Below are 19,300 nucleotides of genomic sequence, written 5' to 3'. Positions count from 1 at the left end.
ATCATGGAATTCCTCGATCTCGGACCTTTTTCCCGTGCAGCCGGCACGGTTCGTCTGCCTGGCTCGAAGAGCATTTCGAACCGCGTGCTGCTGCTCGCCGCGCTTGCCGAAGGCGAGACGACGATCACGAATCTGCTCGATTCCGACGACACCCGCGTGATGCTCGACGCGCTCGAAAAGCTCGGCGTGCGTCTGAAGCGCGACGGCGACACCTGTGTGGTGACCGGCACGCGCGGCGCGTTCACCGCGCGCACGACTGATCTCTTCCTCGGCAATGCCGGCACGGCGGTGCGCCCGCTAACCGCGGCGCTGGCGGTGAACGGCGGCAGCTATCGGATTCATGGCGTGCCGCGCATGCACGAGCGGCCGATCGGCGATCTGGTCGACGGCTTGCGGCAGATCGGTGCGTCGATCGACTATGAGCAGAACGAAGGCTATCCGCCGCTGCGTATCCGTCCCGCGCAGATCACCGCCGAGGCGCCGATCCGCGTGCGCGGCGACGTGTCGAGCCAGTTCCTGACCTCGCTGCTGATGACGCTGCCGCTGTTGCGCACCGCGAGCGGCGTGAGCACGGTGCAGGTCGACGGTGAACTGATTTCGAAGCCGTACATCGAGATCACGATCAAGCTGATGGCGCGCTTCGGCATCAAGGTCGAGCGCCATGGCTGGCATCAGTTCATCGTGCCGGCGGGGCAGCGCTATCAGTCGCCGGGCACGATCATGGTCGAAGGCGACGCGTCCTCGGCGTCGTATTTCCTCGCCGCGGGTGCACTCGGCGGCGGCCCGCTGAAGGTGGAAGGCGTCGGCCGCGCGAGTATCCAGGGCGACGTCGGCTTTGCCGACGCGCTGATCCGGATGGGCGCGAACCTGCAGATGGGCGACGACTGGATCGAGGTGCGCGGGGTCGGCAACGACCACGGCAAGCTCGACCCGATCGACATGGACTTCAACCTGATTCCCGACGCCGCGATGACGATCGCGGTCGCCGCGCTGTTCGCGGACGGCACGACCACGCTGCGCAACATCGCGAGCTGGCGCGTGAAGGAAACCGACCGGATCGCCGCGATGGCGACCGAGCTGCGCAAGGTCGGCGCGAAGGTGCAGGAGGGCGAGGATTTCCTCGTCGTCACGCCGCCCGAAAAGCTGATCCCGAACGCCGCGATCGACACCTACGACGATCACCGGATGGCGATGTGCTTCTCGCTCGTGAGTCTGGGCGGCGTGCCGATCCGGATCAACGACCCGAAGTGCGTCGGCAAGACGTTCCCCGATTATTTCGAGCGCTTCACCGCGCTCGCGCAACCCTGATTCAACCCAGATTCGCGTGCGAATCGCCTGACGTGCGACTTTTTAGATGAAACCGACCCGCCCCTTTCACCAGACGCCTGTTATTACGATCGACGGCCCCAGCGCCTCCGGCAAAGGCACCGTCGCCGCGCTGGTGGCCGCGAGCCTCGGCTTTCACCTGCTCGACAGCGGCGCGCTCTACCGGCTCGCGGCGCTCGCGAGCCTGCGCTACGGCGTCGCCGCGGACGACATCGACGCGCTGGTCAAGCTGATCGACGACCTGCACATCACGTTCCGCGAGGGCCTTGCGCAGCTCGACGGCCACGATGTATCGACTGAAATCCGCGCCGAGGAAGTCGGCAGCCGTGCGTCGGCGATCGCCGTGCACGCGCCGGTGCGAGCCGCGCTGGTGGCGCGTCAGCGGGCGTTCCGCAAGGAACCCGGGCTGGTCGCGGACGGCCGCGACATGGGCACGGTGATCTTCCAGGACGCGGTGCTGAAGGTGTTCATGACCGCCAGCGTCGAGGCCCGCGCGGCGCGCCGGCATAAGCAATTGATCCAAAAAGGATTTTCTGCTAATATAGATGACTTGCTCCGGGATTTGCGTGAGCGCGACGAGCGTGACAGTCAGCGCGCGGCCGCGCCGCTCAAGCCCGCAGCGGATGCAAAGCTGCTTGATACCTCCGCATTGTCGGTCGACCAGGCGGTCGAGCAGGTGGTGCAATGGTATGAAGCGCTGGTCCCGCAAGCGTGACTTGAAACAAGTAACGCATCGGCGGTCAGCCAGTGGCGGTTCCGTTGCTGGTAGGTGCTTCGCGATGGTCGCGAAGCGTTGTTTTTAACCTTTAACCCCGCGTGGCATTCGCGTGTATGCCGATCAGCTGACCATTCCGGTCGGCGAGGCGCAGCGAACACCATGCAAATTCTGATTTTTATGTCCGACCTGCAAACCTCTACCCCGAATACCGAATCTTTTGCGGCTCTGTTCGAAGAGTCGCTGACCAAGCAGGACATGCGCGCCGGCGAAGTGATCTCCGCCGAAGTCGTGCGTGTCGACCACAACTTCGTGGTCGTTAATGCTGGTCTGAAGTCCGAAGCCTACATCCCGCTCGAAGAGTTCCTGAACGACGCGGGCGAGGTAGAAGTGCAGGCGGGCGACTTCGTTTCCGTCGCGATCGACGCGCTGGAAAACGGCTACGGCGACACGATCCTGTCGCGCGACAAGGCGAAGCGTCTGGCTTCGTGGCTGTCGCTGGAAAAAGCGCTCGACAACAACGAACTCGTGACCGGCACGATCACGGGCAAGGTCAAGGGCGGCATGACCGTGATGGTCAACGGCATCCGCGCGTTCCTGCCGGGTTCGCTGGTCGACACGCGTCCGGTCAAGGACACGACCCCGTACGAAGGCAAGACCCTCGAATTCCGCGTGATCAAGCTCGATCGCAAGCGTAACAACGTCGTGCTGTCGCGCCGCGCTGTTATCGAAGCGACCCAGGGCGAAGAGCGCGCAAAGCTGCTCGAAACGCTGAAGGAAGGCGCGATCGTCGAAGGCGTGGTCAAGAACATCACCGACTACGGCGCGTTCGTGGACCTCGGCGGCATCGACGGCCTGCTGCACATCACCGACATCGCATGGCGTCGCGTGCGTCACCCGAGCGAAGTTCTGTCGGTTGGCCAGGAAGTCACCGCGAAGATCCTCAAGTTCGACCAGGAAAAGAACCGCGTTTCGCTCGGTATCAAGCAACTGGGCGACGATCCGTGGGAAGGCATCTCGCGCCGTTACCCGTCGGGCACGCGCCTGTTCGGTAAGGTCACCAACATCACCGACTACGGCGCATTCGTCGAAGTGGAATCGGGCATCGAAGGCCTCGTCCACGTGTCGGAAATGGACTGGACCAACAAGAACGTTGCGCCGTCGAAGGTTGTCCAGCTGGGCGACGAAGTCGAAGTCATGGTTCTCGAAATCGACGAAGACCGCCGCCGTATCAGCCTCGGCATGAAGCAGTGCAAGCCGAACCCGTGGGACGACTTCAGCCGCAACTTCAAGAAGGGCGACAAGATCAGCGGCGCCATCAAGTCGATCACCGACTTCGGCGTGTTCATCGGTCTGCCGGGCGGCATCGACGGTCTGGTTCACCTGTCGGACCTGTCGTGGAGCGAAACCGGCGAAGAAGCCGTTCGCAAGTACAAGAAGGGCGACGAAGTGGAAGCGATCGTTCTCGGCATCGACGTCGAGAAGGAACGCATTTCGCTGGGTATCAAGCAGCTCGAAGGCGACCCGTTCAGCAACTACGTTGCAATGAACGACAAGGGTTCGATCGTCGACGGTACCGTCAAGTCGATCGACGCGAAGGGTGCCGTGGTCCAGCTGTCGGGTGAAGTCGAAGGCTACCTGCGTGCTTCGGAAATCGCGCAAGACCGCGTGGAAGACGCTCGCAACGTGCTGAAGGAAGGCGACAAGGTCAACGCGATGATCATCAACATCGATCGCAAGTCGCGCGGCATCAACCTGTCGATCAAGGCGAAGGATTCGGCTGAGCAGCAGGAAGCCATCCGCGGCCTCGCTGCTTCGGATTCGAGCGCAGCTGCTACCGGCACGACGAACCTCGGCGCGCTGCTGAAGGCCAAGCTCGACGGCCAGAACCAGTAAGCCTGAGAGGTCTGCTGCAGTATGACCAAATCGGAATTGGTCGCCCAGCTGGCTACGCGATTTCCGCAACTTGTCCTCAAGGATGCGGATTTCGCGGTGAAGACGATGCTCGATGCGATGTCGGAGGCGCTTGCCAAAGGTCATCGCATCGAAATTCGTGGCTTCGGCAGCTTCGGCCTCAACCGCCGTCCCTCCCGCGTCGGACGCAATCCGAAGTCGGGCGAGAAGGTGCTGGTACCCGAGAAGTACGTACCGCACTTCAAGCCGGGCAAGGAATTGCGTGAGCGGGTGGATCGCCGTGCGGGCGAGCCGCTGAAAGCCGAAGAGCCGGATGACGACCTGTAATGACTCCGCTGTGCGTCTTGCAGCGTGGCAAAGCTAGTGTCGTCAGCGGCCAAAGCCAATCGGCAAAAGACCAGGAAAAGCGCCTTCGGGCGCTTTTTTTTCGCCCGCGTTTTTTGGGGTTGTTGTCCGTGACGGTGCGCAACGTGCTGAAAGTGCCCGCAAGGGGGCTTCCGGCCACCTGCTGCCCAGCCGCGAGGGCTTCAATTACAATACGGGTCACTTCGGCGCGGGCAACACCGTGGCGCGACGCGTCATCAAGCCGGCGTCACCCCGCAACTGCCGTCAAGAGATCTATTCATGAAATTTTTCGTCTGGCTGATCCGCGTGCTGGTGTTCGTGCTGCTGCTGGTGCTGGCGCTCTCCAACATGCAACCCGCTGCGCTGAATTTCCTCGCCGGCTACACGTGGTCGGCGCCGTTGATTCTGATCGGCCTCGCGTTTTTCGTGATCGGCCTCGTGGCCGGGCTGGTATCGGCGATGCCCGCCGTCGTGCGTCTGCGCATGGAGAACGGCAAGCTCCGGCGCGAGTTGCGCGTCGCGCGCGAAACCCCGGCCGTGGTCGAACAGCCGCCGATGCCGCCGCTGATCTGACCGATTCTGCGCCGCGCGCTCCACGCGCGGCTTTTCGTTGTTTGCTTCCCCGCTCATTTGCATTAATCGCATGGATCTAGACTTCTGGTGGCTGCTCGTCATACCCGTCGCGTTCGCGTTCGGCTGGATGGCCGCGCGCTACGACCTCAAGACGCTGCTGTCCGAGAGCGCCAACTTGCCGCGCTCGTATTTCCGCGGCCTGAATTTCCTGCTCAACGAGCAGCCCGACCAGGCGATCGACGCGTTCATCGAAGTCGTCAAACTCGACCCCGAAACGGTCGAGCTGCACTTCGCGCTCGGCAATCTGTTCCGCCGCCGCGGCGAAACCGATCGGGCGATCCGCGTGCACCAGAATCTGCTGAGCCGCGCGGATCTGCCGGTCAGCGAGCGCGATCACGCGCTGTTTGAACTCGGCCAGGACTTCCTCAAAGCGGGGCTGCTCGACCGCGCGGAGGAAACCTTCCGTTCGCTGCAGAGCGGCGACTACGCACTCGGCGCGCAACGCGCGCTGCTGACGATCTACGAGATCGAGAAGGACTGGGTCAAGTCGATCGATACCGCGCGTCACCTCGAAACGATGGGCGCGCCGTCGCTCGACAAGGAAATCGCGCAGTTCCATTGCGAACTCGCGCAGGAAGCGCTGCAGCAGAAGAAGCCGGACGAGGCGCGCCGTCAGTTGGAACTCGCGCTGAAGGCGAACCCGACCAACGTGCGCGCGACGATCCTGTTCGGCGACGTCGACGCGGCCGGCGCCGCGCCGGAAGCGGCGATCACGCAGTGGCGCCGCGTCGAGGAACAGAATCCCGCGTATCTGCCGCTCGTCGCCGAGAAGATCATGAAGGCGTACGAGGCGCTCGGCCGCCCGCAGGACGGGGCCGATCTGCTGACCACCTGGGTCGACCGTCATCCGAGCAACGATCTGCTCGACGTCGCGTATCAGCACGTCGCGTCGCTGCGCGGTGCCGATGCGGCCCACGCGCTCGCGCGCTCGCAGATGCAGAAGTCGCCGAACCTCGCCGGCATGACGCGTCTGCTCGAAGCGCAGCAGGCGGTCGCCGAAGAGCCGCGCCGCAGCGAGCTCGAACTGATGCGCACACTGATCCGGCAGCGCACCAAAAACCTGCCGCGCTATACCTGCCAGAATTGCGGTTTCAGAGCGCGGCTTTTCTACTGGCAGTGTCCGGGTTGCAGCGGTTGGGAAACCTATGCGCCGCGCCGCGTCGAGCCGATCAACGCGTCGAGCTGACGCGCCGCCGGCATCACGGTCGGTACCCTTCACCGGAACCCTCTACCGGAAAGCGTATGAAAATCACCATTATCGGCACGGGCTATGTCGGTCTCGTCACCGGTGCCTGTCTCGCCGAAATCGGCAACGACGTGTTCTGCCTCGACGTCGACCAGCGCAAGATCGACATCCTCAACAACGGTGGCGTGCCGATTCACGAGCCGGGCCTGCAGGAAATCATCGCGCGCACCCGCGCGGCCGGCCGCATCACGTTCTCGACCGATGTCGCGGCCAGTGTCGCGCACGGCGACGTGCAGTTCATCGCGGTCGGCACGCCGCCCGATGAAGACGGCTCGGCGGATCTGCAGTACGTGCTGGAGGCGGCGCGCAACATCGGCCGCACGATGAGCGGCTTCAAGGTGATCGTCGACAAATCGACGGTGCCGGTCGGCACCGCGCAGCGCGTGCGCGCGGTGATCGAAGAAGAGCTCGCGAAGCGCGGGCTCGCCGGCAGCGCGCAGCATCGCTTCTCGGTGGTGTCGAATCCCGAGTTCCTGAAGGAAGGCGCGGCGGTCGACGACTTCATGCGTCCCGATCGCATCGTGATCGGTATCGACGAAGACGAAGCCGGCCAGCGCGCGCGCGAACTGATGAAGCGTCTGTACGGACCGTTCAACCGCAATCACGAACGCACGCTGTACATGGACGTGCGCTCGGCCGAATTCACCAAGTACGCGGCCAACGCGATGCTCGCGACCCGCATCTCGTTCATGAACGAGATGTCGAATCTGGCCGATCGCGTCGGCGCCGATATCGAAGCGGTGCGCCGCGGGATCGGCTCCGATCCGCGCATCGGTTATCACTTCCTGTATGCGGGCTGCGGCTATGGCGGCTCGTGCTTCCCGAAGGACGTGCAGGCGTTGATCCGCACGGCCAGCGAAAGCGGCCACAACCTGCGCATTCTCGAAGCGGTCGAGGAAGTGAACTACGCGCAGAAGGACGTGCTGGTGAACAAGGTCACCGCGAAACTCGGCGAGGACCTGAGCGGCCGGACCTTCGCGGTCTGGGGTCTCGCGTTCAAGCCGAATACCGACGACATGCGCGAGGCGCCGAGCCGTCGCGTGATCGGCGAGCTGCTCGCGCGGGGCGCGACGGTGCGCGCGTACGATCCGGTCGCGGTGACCGAAGCGCGCCGCGTGTTCGCAATTGACCTGCACGATGCGCCGGAACAACTTGCGCGCCTCACGTTCACGAGCACCCAGGACGAAACGCTGACCGGCGCCGACGCGCTCGTGATCGTGACCGAATGGAAGGAGTTCAAGAGTCCTGATTTCGCGCACCTGAAATCGGTGCTGAAAACGCCGCTGATTTTCGACGGCCGCAATCTGTACGAACCGGACGCGATGACCGAACTCGGCATTGACTATCACGCTATTGGACGCCCCTATGCCCAACCCTCTGAACTTCCGGCCCATGGCTGAGGCAAAGCCCACGGCGCCCACGGCGCCCACGGCCACGCCGGCGCAGCCGCTGCCGACGGTGCCGCGCGCGCAACTGAACGCGGCGCGCGTGCTGGTGGTCGGCGACGTGATGCTCGACCGCTACTGGTTCGGCGACGTCAACCGTATCTCGCCGGAAGCGCCGGTGCCGGTCGTGCACGTGCAGCGCCAGGAAGATCGTCTCGGCGGCGCGGCGAACGTCGCGCGCAACGCGGTCGCGCTCGGCGCGCAGGCGGGTCTGCTGTGCGTGGTCGGCCATGACGAACCGGGCGAGCGGATCGTGCAGTTGCTCGGCGAAAGCGGCGTCGCGCCGCATCTCGAACGCGACCCGGCGCTGCTGACGACGATCAAGCTGCGCGTGCTGTCGCGTCAACAGCAACTGCTGCGCGTCGACTTCGAAAACTCGCCCGCGCACGAAGTGCTGCTCGCGGGTCTCGCGCGTTTCGACGAGCTGCTGCCGTCGCACGACGTGATCCTGATGTCCGATTACGCGAAGGGCGGCCTGACCCACGTCACGCAGATGATCGCGAAGGCGCACGCGGCCGGCAAGCCGGTGCTGGTCGATCCGAAGGGCGACGACTGGGAACGCTATCGCGGCGCGACGCTGATCACGCCGAATCGCGCGGAGTTGCGCGAGGTCGTCGGGCAGTGGAAGTCCGAAGAAGATCTGATCGCGCGCGTGACGAAGCTGCGCGCCGAACTCGAGTTCAAGGCGCTGCTGCTGACGCGCTCGGAAGAGGGCATGACGCTGTTCGCCGACGACGGCATCCTGCACGCATCGGCCGTTGCACGCGAAGTGTATGATGTGTCGGGCGCCGGCGACACCGTGATCGCGACGCTCGCCGCGATGCTCGGCGCGGGTTTGTCGCTGGTCGACGCGGTCGGGCTCGCGAATCGCGCGGCCGGCATCGTGGTCGGCAAACTCGGCACCGCCACCGTCGATTACGACGAACTCTTTTCCTGATACCGCCCGCCGGGCGCCGCCGTCCCTAGCGGCCCCGCGCCCCGCGAGGCGTCATCCACCGCTCACTATCGCAGGATCATCATGACCGTCATCGTCACCGGCGCGGCCGGTTTTATCGGCAGCAATCTCGTGAAGGCGCTCAATGAGCGAGGCGAACAACGCGTTATCGCCGTCGACAACCTGACGCGCGCGGACAAGTTCAAGAATCTGGTCGACTGCGAAATCGACGACTATCTCGACAAGACCGAATTCGTCGAACGCTTCCGGCGCGGCGAGTTCGGCAAGGTGCGCGCGATCTTCCACGAAGGCGCCTGCTCGGACACGATGGAAACCGACGGCCGCTACATGATGGAGAACAACTATCGCTATAGCCGCGACGTGCTCGACATCTGCCTCGCGCAGAACGTCCAGTTCCTGTATGCGTCGTCGGCGGCGACGTATGGCGGTTCGAGCCGCTTCGTCGAGGAGCGCGAGGTCGAGGCGCCGCTGAACGTGTACGGCTATTCGAAGTTCCTGTTCGACCAGGTGATCCGCCGCGTGCTGCCCACCGCGAAAAGCCAGATCGCCGGCTTTCGCTACTTCAACGTGTACGGCCCGCGCGAGACGCACAAGGCGCGCATGGCATCGGTCGCGTTCCACAACTTCAACCAGTTCCGCGCCGAGGGCAAGGTCAAGCTGTTCGGCGAGTACAACGGCTATGCGGCCGGAGAACAGACGCGCGACTTCGTGTCGGTCGAAGACGTCGTGAAGGTCAATCTGTTCTTCTTCGACAACCCGGACAAGTCGGGCATCTTCAATCTGGGCAGCGGCCGCGCGCAGCCGTTCAACGATATCGCCAGCAGCGTGGTCAACACGCTGCGCGCGCTCAATAACGAACCGGCGCTGTCGCTCGCCGAGCTGGTGCAGCGCGGGCTGATCGAGTACATCCCGTTCCCCGACGCGCTGCGCGGAAAGTACCAGTGCTTCACGCAAGCGGACCAGTCGAAGCTGCGCGCGGCCGGCTACGACGCGCCGTTCCTGAGCGTGCAGGAAGGCGTCGACCGTTACGTGCGCTGGCTGTTCGGCCAGGTGTAATTAGTACGGCTTCCTCTCTAAACTGGAATCTCCTGGCCGGTGATGGTCGCCGGTCAGTGGCAACAGGGAGATTCCAACATGTTTCGAAAAGTACTGGTTACCGCGGCGATGCTCGCCGCTTTCGGCCACGCGTATGCGATGGTCGACGTCAACACCGCGAATGAGGATGCGCTGCTCGGCATCAAGGGCATCGGCCAGGCGAAAGCCAAGGCAATTCTCGACGAGCGCGGCGCGCATGGTCCGTTCAAGGACCCGACCGATCTCGGCAAACGCGTCAAGGGCATGGGCGGGCGTACCGTCGAGCGCCTGCAGGCGGAAGGTCTCGCTGTCGGTCCGGCTGGCGCTGCTGCTAGCACGCAGGTTGCGGTCGCTGGATCCAAAGAGCCCGCCGCGGCTGCCCAGGCCGCCGCGCAGAAAGGTGGCGCCGCAGTGGCGGTGAAGAAATAGGCCACCGCGGCCGGTGTGCTTGCCGCTCGTGCGGCATGCGCGCCGGACCGCTCGCATCGTTCGCCGGATCGTTGCGGCTTCGCGCTGCCGCGGCGCATGCAGCGAACGACGCCCCCGTTATACACACACATTTCCCGCGGTTCCCTCCGCGGGTTTTTTGCGTGGGCCGCGGTCTGCATCCATGCGGGCAGCAGGGCCGAACCGCAGCGGCGGACGTCGTGGTTTAGAATCGTTAGATTCAATTCCCACTTTCGCGTCTCGACCGCTAGACCCGCCATGGCATACAAAACGATTGAAGACACGGTCGGCAACACGCCGCTCGTGCAACTCGTCCGGCTTCCCGACGACGAGATCCGCAGCCGCAACAACGTGATTCTCGCGAAGCTCGAAGGCAACAATCCCGCGGGTTCGGTGAAGGACCGGCCGGCTTTGTCGATGATCAAGAAGGCCGAAGCGCGCGGGCGTATCAAGCCGGGCGACACGCTGATCGAATCGACCAGCGGCAACACCGGCATCGCGCTGGCGATGGCCGCCGCGATCCGCGGCTACAAGATGGTGCTGATCATGCCGGAGGACCTGTCGGTCGAGCGCCGGCAGAGCATGGCCGCTTACGGCGCGGAAATCGTGCTGACGCCGGTCAAGGGCGGCATGGAGTATGCGCGCGATCTCGCCGAGCAGATGCAGCGCGAAGGCAAGGGCATCATCCTCGACCAGTTCGCGAACCCGGACAATCCGGCTGCGCACATCGAAGGCACCGGCCCCGAAATCTGGCGCGACACCGAAGGGCGCATCACGCACTTCGTGTCGTCGATGGGCACGACCGGCACGATCATGGGGGTGTCGACCTATCTGAAAACGCAGAACCAGCAGATCGAAATCATCGGCGCGCAGCCGGAAGAGGGCTCGCGTATTCCGGGCATTCGCAAATGGCCGGAAGCGTATCTGCCGAAGATTTTCGATCGCAGCCGCGTCGATCGCGTCGAGAACGTGAGCCAGGCCGCGGCCGAAGCGATGGCGCGGCGGCTCGCGTCGGTCGAGGGGATCTTCGCCGGCATTTCGTCGGGCGGCGCGTGTGAAGTCGCGCTGCGGATCGCGCGTCAGGTCGAGAACGCGACGATCGTGTTCATCGTCTGCGATCGCGGCGACCGCTATCTGTCCACCGGCGTGTTTCCCGCGTAAGCCACCGCGCAGTAGAACTTTCGCGTGCACCATCGCGTGTGCGCGAGCCAAAGAAAAAGCGCCGGTCTAGCCGGCGCTTTTTTCATGCTTGCAACGCGAAGCGCGGGTCGCGCTTCAGCGCCTCACATATCACTCACTGCGAAGCGGAATTCGACGGACTAGCCGCGCCTTGCACCGCATTGCCGTTGTTCGCTGCCTTCGCGGCGCTCGCCGCATCGAGCGCTTCCATCTGCGCCTTCACTTTCTGACCGAGCTGATACACCGCGAGCGCATAGAAGAAGCTGCGGTTGTAACGCGTCAGCACATAGAAATTTTTCAGGCCCAGCTTGAACTCAGTGCCGCGCCCCGGCGACGGCAGATCGACCACCGTCACCGGCGTACTCGCTTCCGCCGCGATATCGACATTCGGTTCGTTCAGCACGAGCCCGGCGCGCAGCAATTGATCGAGTGGCCAGTGCGGCTCCGGCAGACCGTTGGCGGCCGCCTGCGCGACGCCGAGACTGCCGATGTCCGAACCGATCCGCCACACCACCGGCCGGCCGCTTTCCCAGCCGTTCTGGCGCAGATAATTCGCGACGCTGCCGATCGCGTCCGCTTCGCTGGTGCGCAGATCGATGCGCTTGTTGCCGTCGTAGTTCACCGCGTACTGCACGATGCTGCTCGGCAGGAATTGCGGAATGCCGATCGCGCCCGTGTACGAGCCGAGCACCGTGGTCGGGTCGATCTGCGCGTCGCGCGTCCACACCAGATAGTCTTCGAGATTCTTGCGGAAGGTGGCCTGGCGGTCCGCGCGATTCGCGGTATTCGGATAGTCGAAGCTGAGCGTGGTCAGCGCGTCGAGCACGCGGAAGTTGCCCATATAGCGGCCGTAGATCGTCTCGACGCCGATGATGCCGACGATCACCTCCGGCGGCACGCCGAACTCATGGGCCGCGCGTTGCAGCGTGTCCTGGTTCTCGCGCCAGAACTGCACACCGGCATTCACCCGCACCGGGTCGAGAAAACGCGCCTGATACGCGCGCCAGTTCTTGACCGACGGCGTCGGCGACGGCGTGACCAGCTTCACCGCGGTCGCCGAATAGCTGACGCCCGCGAACAGCGCGTGCAGCGACGCTTCGTCGAAGTCGTAGCGCGCGACCATCTCGCTGATGAACGCATCGACGTTCGCGTTGTTCGCATAACGCTGCGGAATGATCTCTTCCTCAAACGTTTGCCCTTGCGGCACGGCCTGTTGCGGCTGACTCTGCGCGACCTGCACCGGTGCCTTTTTCGCGACCTTTTGGGCGCTCGCCGGCGCCGCGGCGATCAACAGGCACGCTGCGACGGACAGTGAGGCGGTAAGGGTGGCGAGGCGAAGCGGAGTGCGTGGGGATCGTGCGGACAGAGCAAGCTTGACGGTCATGGTGAGCAGTGAGCGCGATGCGTGAAGGACGGGAAGCGGCAGCAACGAAAAACGCGAACAACGGGTCGGGGCAGTATACCCGACGCCTTTCGCAACACCGTGCCGAATCTGCGACAGCGCCGCCGGCGCGGTATCGTGTGGTAACTTGATGAAGATGGGCGCGCTGCATATCGCGGTGGCGATGGGCGCGCCGTTCGACGGAGACACGCCGCGCGCATCGAGATGCGCCGGCGACAAGAGACGCAGATCAGAACTATGGCAACAGGCTTCTATTCCCACCCCGACTGTCTGCTGCACGACATGGGGCAGTGGCATCCCGAATGTCCGGCGCGCCTGCAGGCGATCGAGGATCAGCTGATCGCGAGCCGCATCGACGCGCTGCTCGAGCGCGAGTCCGCGCCGCTCGCCGACGAAGCCGCGTTGCTGCGCGTGCATACGCAGGCGCACGTCGACTACATCCGCGGCCTCGCGCCGAGCGAGGGCATCGCGGAAGTCGATCCCGACACGACGATGAATCCGCATACGTGGCAGGCCGCGTTGCGCGCGGCGGGCGCGGCGGTGGCCGCCACCGACGCGGTGATCGAAGGCCGTTACGACAACGCGTTCTGCAGCGTGCGTCCGCCCGGCCATCACGCGGAGCCGGCGCGCGCGATGGGCTTCTGCTTTTTCAACAACGTCGCGATCGCCGCGCGCCACGCGCTCGACGTGCATGGCTTGCAGCGCGTCGCGATCGTCGACTTCGACGTGCATCACGGCAACGGCACCGAAGCCGCGTTTTCGGGCGACCCGCGCGTGCTGATGTGCAGCATCTTCCAGCACCCGTTCTATCCGTTCACCGGCGCCGACAACCAGTCGCCGAACATGTGCAACGTGCCGATGTCCGCGCGCTCGAACGGGATGGCCGTGCGCGAGGCGGTCGACATGCTGTGGTTGCCTCGCCTGCACGAATTCAAGCCGGAGATGCTGTTCATCTCGGCCGGTTTCGACGCGCATCGCGAAGACGATCTCGGCAACATGGGACTCGTCGAAGACGACTACGCGTGGATCACCGACCAGATGCGCGAAGTCGCGCGGCGCCATGCGCGCGGGCGCATCGTCAGCTGTCTGGAGGGCGGCTACAACCTGTCGGCGCTCGGGCGCAGCGTGGTCGCGCATCTGCGCTCGCTGGCGGAGATCTGATACCGCGCGGTTTGCGCGCCCGAACATCAACGCAACGAGGAATCCACGAGCCATGAACGCCAGCCCTGACAACGTCAATGCGAACGCTAACCCCGGCAGCGCGTCGCTGGTCGAGGTCGAGCACGACGCGTATCGCGTGCCGGGTGTCGTACGCGTGACGATGAACCGGCCCGATGCGTTCAATGCGCTGTCCGAGGCGTTGCTCGACGAACTGCAGCAGACGCTCGCCGCGCTCGCGCAAACCGACGCGCGGGTCGTCGTGATCGCGGGCGCCGGGCGGGCGTTCTGCGCGGGACACGATCTGAAGGAGATGCGCGCGGCGCCGTCGCTTGCGTACTACCAGCAGCTATTCGCGCGCTGCACGAAGCTGATGCTGACGATCCAGCGGATGCCGCAGCCGGTGATCGCGCGCGTGCATGGGATCGCGACCGCGGCCGGTTGCCAGCTCGTCGCAATGTGCGATCTCGCGGTCGCCGCCGATACCGCGCGCTTCGCGGTGTCGGGCGTGAATCTGGGGTTGTTCTGCGCGACCCCGTCAGTGCCGCTGTCGCGCAATCTGTCGCGTAAGGCGGCACTCGAAATGCTGCTGACCGGCGATTTCATCGACGCGGCCGACGCGAAGCAGCAGGGTCTGGTAAATCGCGTCGCGCCCGCCAATGCGCTCGACGACGAACTCGCGCGGCTCGCGACGAGTATCTGCGCGAAGCCGGTCGAGGCGGTCAGCGCGGGCAAGGGGCTGTTCTATCGCCAGCTCGAAATGGGCATCGAGGCCGCGTACCAGCTGGCCGGACAGACGATGGCCTGCAACATGATGGACGACTCGGCGCTCGAAGGCGTGCAGGCGTTCATCGACAAACGCGCGCCGGACTGGAAGCGCGAGTAACGCGCTTCAGCTTCTCCCCACCGCGCGCCGCTCGATCCAATCGACCAGCGCGCCGATCACCCGGTCGCGATCGAGGTCGTTCATCGTCTCGTGATAGCTGCCTTCGTGCAGCGTCAGCGTCTTGTCCGGGGAGCCCGCATGAGCGCCGAACGCGCGACTGCCGTCGGGTTCGGTGAGTTTGTCCTCGGTGCCATGAAACACCAGCAGCGGCATCCGCAGGTCCGCGCGGCCGCGTTCGATCCGCGCCATTGCCAGCAGCAGCTCGGCGCCGGTGCGCGCGGGAATCGCGCCGTGATGCACGAGTGGATCGTTGCGGTTCGCGTTCACGACCGGTTGCAGCCGCGACAGCAGCGCGGCGTCGATCTTCATCGCCGGGAACGAAGGGTAGATGCGGCTGATTATCTGGCTCGCCGCGAGCATCCATTTCGGCACATCGCGGCCCGGCGCGAGCGCGGGGCTCGACAGAATCAGACCGGCGAGGCGCCGGCCGCTCGCGTCGAGGCGCTCGATCGCATACAGCGCGGCAATCGCGCCGCCCATGCTGTGCCCCATCAGAAACAGCAGCGCGCAACTCTGCGCGGCGGCGTCGAGCAACGCCTGCGCGTCGAGCAGGTAGTCGTCGAAGCGTCGTACGTACGCGCGTTTGCCGGGCGCATCGCCGTGGCCGCGCAGATCGATCGCGACCAGCTCGATGCCGGCCGCGTTGAGCCGGCCGGCCAATGCCGCATAGCGGCCGGCGTGCTCAGCGAGCCCGTGCAGCAGTGCGACCGTCGCGCGAAGCTGGCCGTCCGGGCGCCAGCGATACAGCGGCAACTCGACGCCGTCGGCGGTGCTGATCGACTCGCGCTGCGGCGGGGCGTTCTTGAGACGGCCGGCGCTCGCGCGCACGGTGTGGCTAGGGGAGGTCTGCATGACGGCGGGATCGACTGATGGCGGTGCAGCGAATCATAGTCGCAGCCGCGTTGAGCACGCGAGCTTCGCGTGCTCGACCGCTCCTCTAATGCTTTCAGGTTATGAAAAGATCGGAATTGATTATTAAAGCGTATGTCGGCGCTGCGGTAGAATGGCGGCTCAAATCCCAATAAAAGCAACGGCGGCCGCTAGTCGGGAGCAATACGCTCGCCGGCAGCCTCCGCCGTTTTCGTTTGTCCATGATCGAAATTCGCAATATCTCCCAGCGCTTTGCCGGACCCCGGGGCTGGGTCGAGGCGCTGCACAACGTCAATCTGTCGATTCCGGCGGGTGAGGTGTTCGGCATCATCGGCCGCAGCGGCGCGGGCAAGAGCACCCTCGTGCGCACGATCAACCTGCTGACGCGCCCATCCGAAGGCAATATCGTCGTCAACGGCCGCGATCTGACCACGCTGCCCGCCGCGCAACTGCGCGACGCGCGGCGCGAGATCGGCATGATCTTCCAGCACTTCAATCTGCTGTCCTCGCGCACCGTGTACGAGAACGTCGCGTTGCCGCTCGAACTGGCCGGCATGAAGCGCGACGAAATCGAGGCGAACGTGCTGCCGCTGCTCGAGCTGGTCGGGCTGTCGGCGCAGAAGGACCGCTATCCGGCGCAGATCAGCGGCGGCCAGAAGCAGCGTGTCGGCATTGCGCGCGCGCTCGCGAGCAAGCCGAAGGTGCTGCTCTCCGACGAGGCGACCTCCGCGCTCGACCCGGAAACCACCCGCGCGATTCTCGACCTGCTCAAGCGCATCAACCGCGAACTGAACCTGACGATCGTGCTGATCACCCACCAGATGGACGTGATCAAGCAGGTCTGCGACCGCGTCGCGGTGCTCGACGCGGGCCGCGTCGTCGAACAGGGCAAGGTGATCGACGTGTTTTTGCAGCCGCGCCACGAAGTTACGCGCGCGCTGATCGGCGACGTGATCGCGCAGGAATTGCCGCCGGCGCTGAAGGCGCGGGTCGCGCAGCGGCTGCAGACGGGCAACGGCCATCTGCTGCGCCTCGCGTTCACCGGCTCGGGCGTCGATCAGCCGATCCTGTCGGAGACGATCCGCCGTTACGAGCTCGATTTCAACATCCTGCATGGCCAGATCGACGAGATCCAGGGCCAGGCGTTCGGCTCGCTCGCGGTGCTCGCGGGCGGCGAACCGGGCAAGGTCGCGCAGGCAATTACGTTTCTGCGCGAGCAGGGTGTGGTGGTAGAGGAGCTCTCGCATGTTGAGTGAAATGTTCGATATGTTCGTCCAGTCGTTCTGGGAAACGCTGGTGATGGTCGGCGTGTCCGGACTGATTGGCGCGGTGGTCGGTGTGCCGCTCGGCGTGCTGCTGTATCTGACCGACCGTCAGGGCGTGCTCGAGAACGTCGCGGTCAATCGCACGATGGGCGTGCTCGTCAATGCGGTGCGCTCGACGCCGTTCATCATCCTGCTGGTCGCGGTGATTCCGTTCACGCGGCTGGTCGTTGGGTCCTCGATCGGCACGGCCGCCGCGATCGTGCCGCTGACGATCGCCGCCGCGCCGTTCATCGCGCGTCTGGTCGAGACCGCGCTGCGTGAAGTGGACCGCGGGCTGATCGAAGCGGCTCAGGCGATGGGCGCGACCACCAGCCAGATCGTCTTCAAGGTGTTGTTGCCGGAATCGCTGCCGGGCGTGATCGCGGGGCTGACCATCACGTTCGTGTCGCTGGTCGGCTATTCGGCGATGGCCGGCGCGATCGGCGGCGGCGGTCTCGGCGACCTCGGCATCCGCTATGGCTATCAGCGCTTTTTGCCGGAAGTGATGCTCGCGGTCGTGCTGATCCTGATCGTGTTCGTGCAGTTGGTGCAGTCGTTTGGAGACTGGCTCGTGCGTCGTCTGAGCCATAAATAAACAAAGGCGAGGCCCCGTCAGGGCGGCCCGCCGATAAAGTCGGAAGGTTCATCATGCAACGTCGTTCGATTCTCAAGCTGGCCGCCGCGCTCGGCGCGGCCTCGCTGTTCGCCACTACCGCGGCGCACGCGGAAGACACGATCAAGGTGGGCGTCACCGGCGGCCCACACGCGCAGATCATGGACGTCGTGAAGACGGTCGCCGCGAAAAACGGCCTGAACATCAAGATCATCGAGTTTTCCGATTACGTGCAGCCGAACGCGGCACTCGCCGGCGGCGACCTCGACGCGAACAGCTACCAGCACGACCCGTATCTGCAGGCGCAGGTGAAGGACCGCGGCTACAAGCTGATCCGGATCGCCGATACGGTCACCTATCCGATGGGGATCTATTCGAAGAAGCTGAAGTCGCTCGCCGAGTTGCAGCCGGGCGCCAAGATCGCGGTGCCGAACGACCCGACCAACGGCGGCCGCGCGCTGCTGTTGCTGCAAAAGCAGGGGCTGCTGAAGTTGCGCGCCGATGCGGGCCTGAAGGCGACGCCGCTCGATATCGTCGAGAATCCGCGCAAGCTGAAGATCGTCGAACTCGACGCCGCGCAGATTCCGCGCTCGCTCGGCGACGTCGACGCCGCCGCGATCAACACCAACTTCGCGATGGAAGCGGGGCTCAAGCCGAAGCAGGACGCGATCGCGCTCGAAGATCCGAAGGGCCCGTACGTGAACGTGATCGCGATCCGCGAGGCCGACAAGAACAAGCCGTGGGTCGCGAAACTGGTGGCGGCCTACCACTCGCCGGAAGTGAAGCAGTTCGTAGAGAGCAAATTTGGCGGAGCGGTGATCACTTCGTGGTGATGTGATTGCAGCGCCCGGACCTCGCAAGAAACGACGGCAAATCGAACAGTCAGGCAGACAGCGATGCGAATTAGAGGTCTGAGTCGGAACCCGGGGTTGTCGCCCGGGTTTTTTCGAGATTAAAATAGAACGATCGTTCGATATTGCCGTCACGCCGCTGGGGAGCGATATCCTCGTGCTAATGCGCCCGCGACAAGGCTGCCATCGGGGCAGTCGTTATAATGTTTGACGGGTTGACGTATTCGTAACTTTGGAGCGTGTGCATGAAAATTCTGGTGCCAGTGAAAAGAGTGGTCGACTACAACGTGAAAGTCCGCGTGAAATCGGACGGTACGGGCGTCGACATTGCCAACGTCAAGATGTCGATGAATCCGTTCGACGAAATCGCCGTTGAAGAGGCGGTGCGTCTGAAGGAAGCCGGCGTCGCAACTGAAGTGATCGCCGTGTCGGCGGGTGTCACGCAGGCGCAGGAAACGCTGCGCACCGCGCTGGCGATCGGCGCGGACCGCGCGATCCTGATCGAATCGAATGAAGACCTGCAGCCGCTGGCGGTTGCGAAGCTGCTGAAGGCGCTGGTCGACAAGGAACAGCCGCAACTGGTGATCCTCGGCAAGCAGGCGATCGACGACGACTCGAACCAGACCGGCCAGATGCTCGCGGCGCTCGCGAATCTGCCGCAGGCTACTTTTGCGTCGAAGGTTGTTGTTGCCGACGGTAAGGCGACGGTGTCGCGCGAAGTGGACGGCGGCGCGGAAACGCTGGCGCTGACGCTGCCGGCTGTGGTCACCACCGACCTGCGCCTGAACGAGCCGCGTTACGTGACGCTGCCGAACATCATGAAGGCCAAGAAGAAGCCGCTGGAAACGATCAAGCCCGAAGACCTCGGCGTGAACGT

Annotated in this window: 19 protein-coding genes; 17 read left to right on the top strand and 2 right to left on the bottom strand. The window is 64.5% G+C overall.

The window, feature by feature from the left end; translation table 11 throughout:
• Positions 1–3 precede the first annotated feature (3 nt).
• The 11 genes from aroA (at position 4) to cysM (ending at position 11,261) form a co-directional block, all read left to right on the top strand.
• Complete coding sequence (gene aroA / locus BTH42_RS36060) at positions 4–1,308, top strand: 3-phosphoshikimate 1-carboxyvinyltransferase (RefSeq protein WP_256702093.1); 1,305 nt, start codon at positions 4–6, stop codon at positions 1,306–1,308.
• Between the two features lie 46 nt (positions 1,309–1,354).
• Positions 1,355–2,041, top strand: coding sequence for a (d)CMP kinase (gene cmk, locus BTH42_RS18535; RefSeq protein ID WP_075302028.1), 687 nt, complete (start codon positions 1,355–1,357; stop codon positions 2,039–2,041).
• A gap of 162 nt (positions 2,042–2,203) precedes the next feature.
• Positions 2,204–3,937 (top strand): 30S ribosomal protein S1, encoded by a 1,734-nt coding sequence (gene rpsA / locus BTH42_RS18530; RefSeq protein WP_075302026.1) that lies wholly within the window; start codon positions 2,204–2,206, stop codon positions 3,935–3,937.
• Positions 3,938–3,958: 21 nt separating this feature from the next.
• Positions 3,959–4,282, top strand: coding sequence for an integration host factor subunit beta (locus BTH42_RS18525; RefSeq protein ID WP_006050255.1), 324 nt, complete (start codon positions 3,959–3,961; stop codon positions 4,280–4,282).
• A 297-nt stretch (positions 4,283–4,579) separates the two neighbouring features.
• Positions 4,580–4,873: a lipopolysaccharide assembly LapA domain-containing protein gene (locus BTH42_RS18520; protein ID WP_075302024.1), complete on the top strand. Its 294-nt coding sequence runs from the start codon at positions 4,580–4,582 to the stop codon at positions 4,871–4,873.
• Between the two features lie 70 nt (positions 4,874–4,943).
• Entirely contained in the window at positions 4,944–6,119 is a 1,176-nt protein-coding gene (gene lapB / locus BTH42_RS18515; protein WP_075302022.1) for a lipopolysaccharide assembly protein LapB, read from the top strand.
• Between the two features lie 56 nt (positions 6,120–6,175).
• A complete protein-coding gene (locus tag BTH42_RS18510; protein ID WP_075302020.1) occupies positions 6,176–7,579 on the top strand; it encodes a UDP-glucose/GDP-mannose dehydrogenase family protein in 1,404 nt (467 codons plus the stop codon).
• Positions 7,545–8,561 carry a D-glycero-beta-D-manno-heptose-7-phosphate kinase gene (gene rfaE1 / locus BTH42_RS18505; RefSeq protein ID WP_075302018.1) on the top strand — a complete coding sequence of 339 codons (1,017 nt, stop codon included), beginning with the start codon at positions 7,545–7,547 and terminating at the stop codon, positions 8,559–8,561. The genes BTH42_RS18510 and rfaE1 overlap by 35 nt, the downstream gene beginning before the upstream one ends.
• Positions 8,562–8,642: 81 nt before the next feature.
• A complete protein-coding gene (gene rfaD, locus BTH42_RS18500; RefSeq protein WP_075302016.1) occupies positions 8,643–9,635 on the top strand; it encodes an ADP-glyceromanno-heptose 6-epimerase in 993 nt (330 codons plus the stop codon).
• A 78-nt stretch (positions 9,636–9,713) separates the two neighbouring features.
• On the top strand, positions 9,714–10,082 hold the full coding sequence (locus BTH42_RS18495) for a helix-hairpin-helix domain-containing protein (RefSeq protein ID WP_075302208.1): 369 nt from the start codon (positions 9,714–9,716) through the stop codon (positions 10,080–10,082).
• Positions 10,083–10,358: 276 nt separating this feature from the next.
• Positions 10,359–11,261: a cysteine synthase CysM gene (gene cysM, locus BTH42_RS18490; protein WP_075302014.1), complete on the top strand. Its 903-nt coding sequence runs from the start codon at positions 10,359–10,361 to the stop codon at positions 11,259–11,261.
• A 133-nt stretch (positions 11,262–11,394) separates the two neighbouring features.
• Here the strand turns inward: cysM and mltB are convergent, their stop codons facing one another.
• Positions 11,395–12,573, bottom strand: a complete 1,179-nt coding sequence (gene mltB / locus BTH42_RS18485) for a lytic murein transglycosylase B (RefSeq protein ID WP_075302206.1) — start codon at positions 12,571–12,573, stop codon at positions 11,395–11,397.
• A gap of 345 nt (positions 12,574–12,918) precedes the next feature.
• On the opposite strand from mltB, the gene BTH42_RS18480 reads away from it, so the two are divergent.
• Together BTH42_RS18480 and BTH42_RS18475 are read left to right on the top strand one after the other, a co-directional pair.
• Positions 12,919–13,842: a histone deacetylase family protein gene (locus BTH42_RS18480; protein WP_075302012.1), complete on the top strand. Its 924-nt coding sequence runs from the start codon at positions 12,919–12,921 to the stop codon at positions 13,840–13,842.
• Positions 13,843–13,894: 52 nt separating this feature from the next.
• Positions 13,895–14,725 (top strand): enoyl-CoA hydratase, encoded by an 831-nt coding sequence (locus tag BTH42_RS18475; protein ID WP_075302010.1) that lies wholly within the window; start codon positions 13,895–13,897, stop codon positions 14,723–14,725.
• Positions 14,726–14,731: 6 nt separating this feature from the next.
• Here BTH42_RS18475 and BTH42_RS18470 read toward each other — a convergent pair whose 3' ends face one another.
• Positions 14,732–15,637 carry an alpha/beta hydrolase gene (locus tag BTH42_RS18470; protein ID WP_075302008.1) on the bottom strand — a complete coding sequence of 302 codons (906 nt, stop codon included), beginning with the start codon at positions 15,635–15,637 and terminating at the stop codon, positions 14,732–14,734.
• A gap of 239 nt (positions 15,638–15,876) precedes the next feature.
• Here BTH42_RS18470 and BTH42_RS18465 point away from each other — a divergent pair, with 239 nt between their 5' ends.
• The 4 genes from BTH42_RS18465 to BTH42_RS18450 form a co-directional block, all read left to right on the top strand.
• Entirely contained in the window at positions 15,877–16,911 is a 1,035-nt protein-coding gene (locus tag BTH42_RS18465) for a methionine ABC transporter ATP-binding protein (RefSeq protein ID WP_075302006.1), read from the top strand.
• Entirely contained in the window at positions 16,901–17,554 is a 654-nt protein-coding gene (locus BTH42_RS18460; protein ID WP_075302004.1) for a methionine ABC transporter permease, read from the top strand. The genes BTH42_RS18465 and BTH42_RS18460 overlap by 11 nt, the downstream gene beginning before the upstream one ends.
• Before the next feature lie 53 nt (positions 17,555–17,607).
• On the top strand, positions 17,608–18,405 hold the full coding sequence (locus BTH42_RS18455; protein ID WP_075302002.1) for a MetQ/NlpA family ABC transporter substrate-binding protein: 798 nt from the start codon (positions 17,608–17,610) through the stop codon (positions 18,403–18,405).
• Positions 18,406–18,668: 263 nt separating this feature from the next.
• Positions 18,669–19,300 (top strand): electron transfer flavoprotein subunit beta/FixA family protein (locus BTH42_RS18450; RefSeq protein ID WP_075302000.1); only part of this gene is annotated, 632 nt, incomplete at its 3' end.

The sequence above is a fragment of the Burkholderia sp. SRS-W-2-2016 genome, from assembly GCF_001931485.1.
GTDB lineage: Bacteria > Pseudomonadota > Gammaproteobacteria > Burkholderiales > Burkholderiaceae > Paraburkholderia.
The sequence above is the reverse complement of the archived record's forward strand: the minus strand, read 5'-3'. Positions and strand labels throughout refer to the sequence as shown.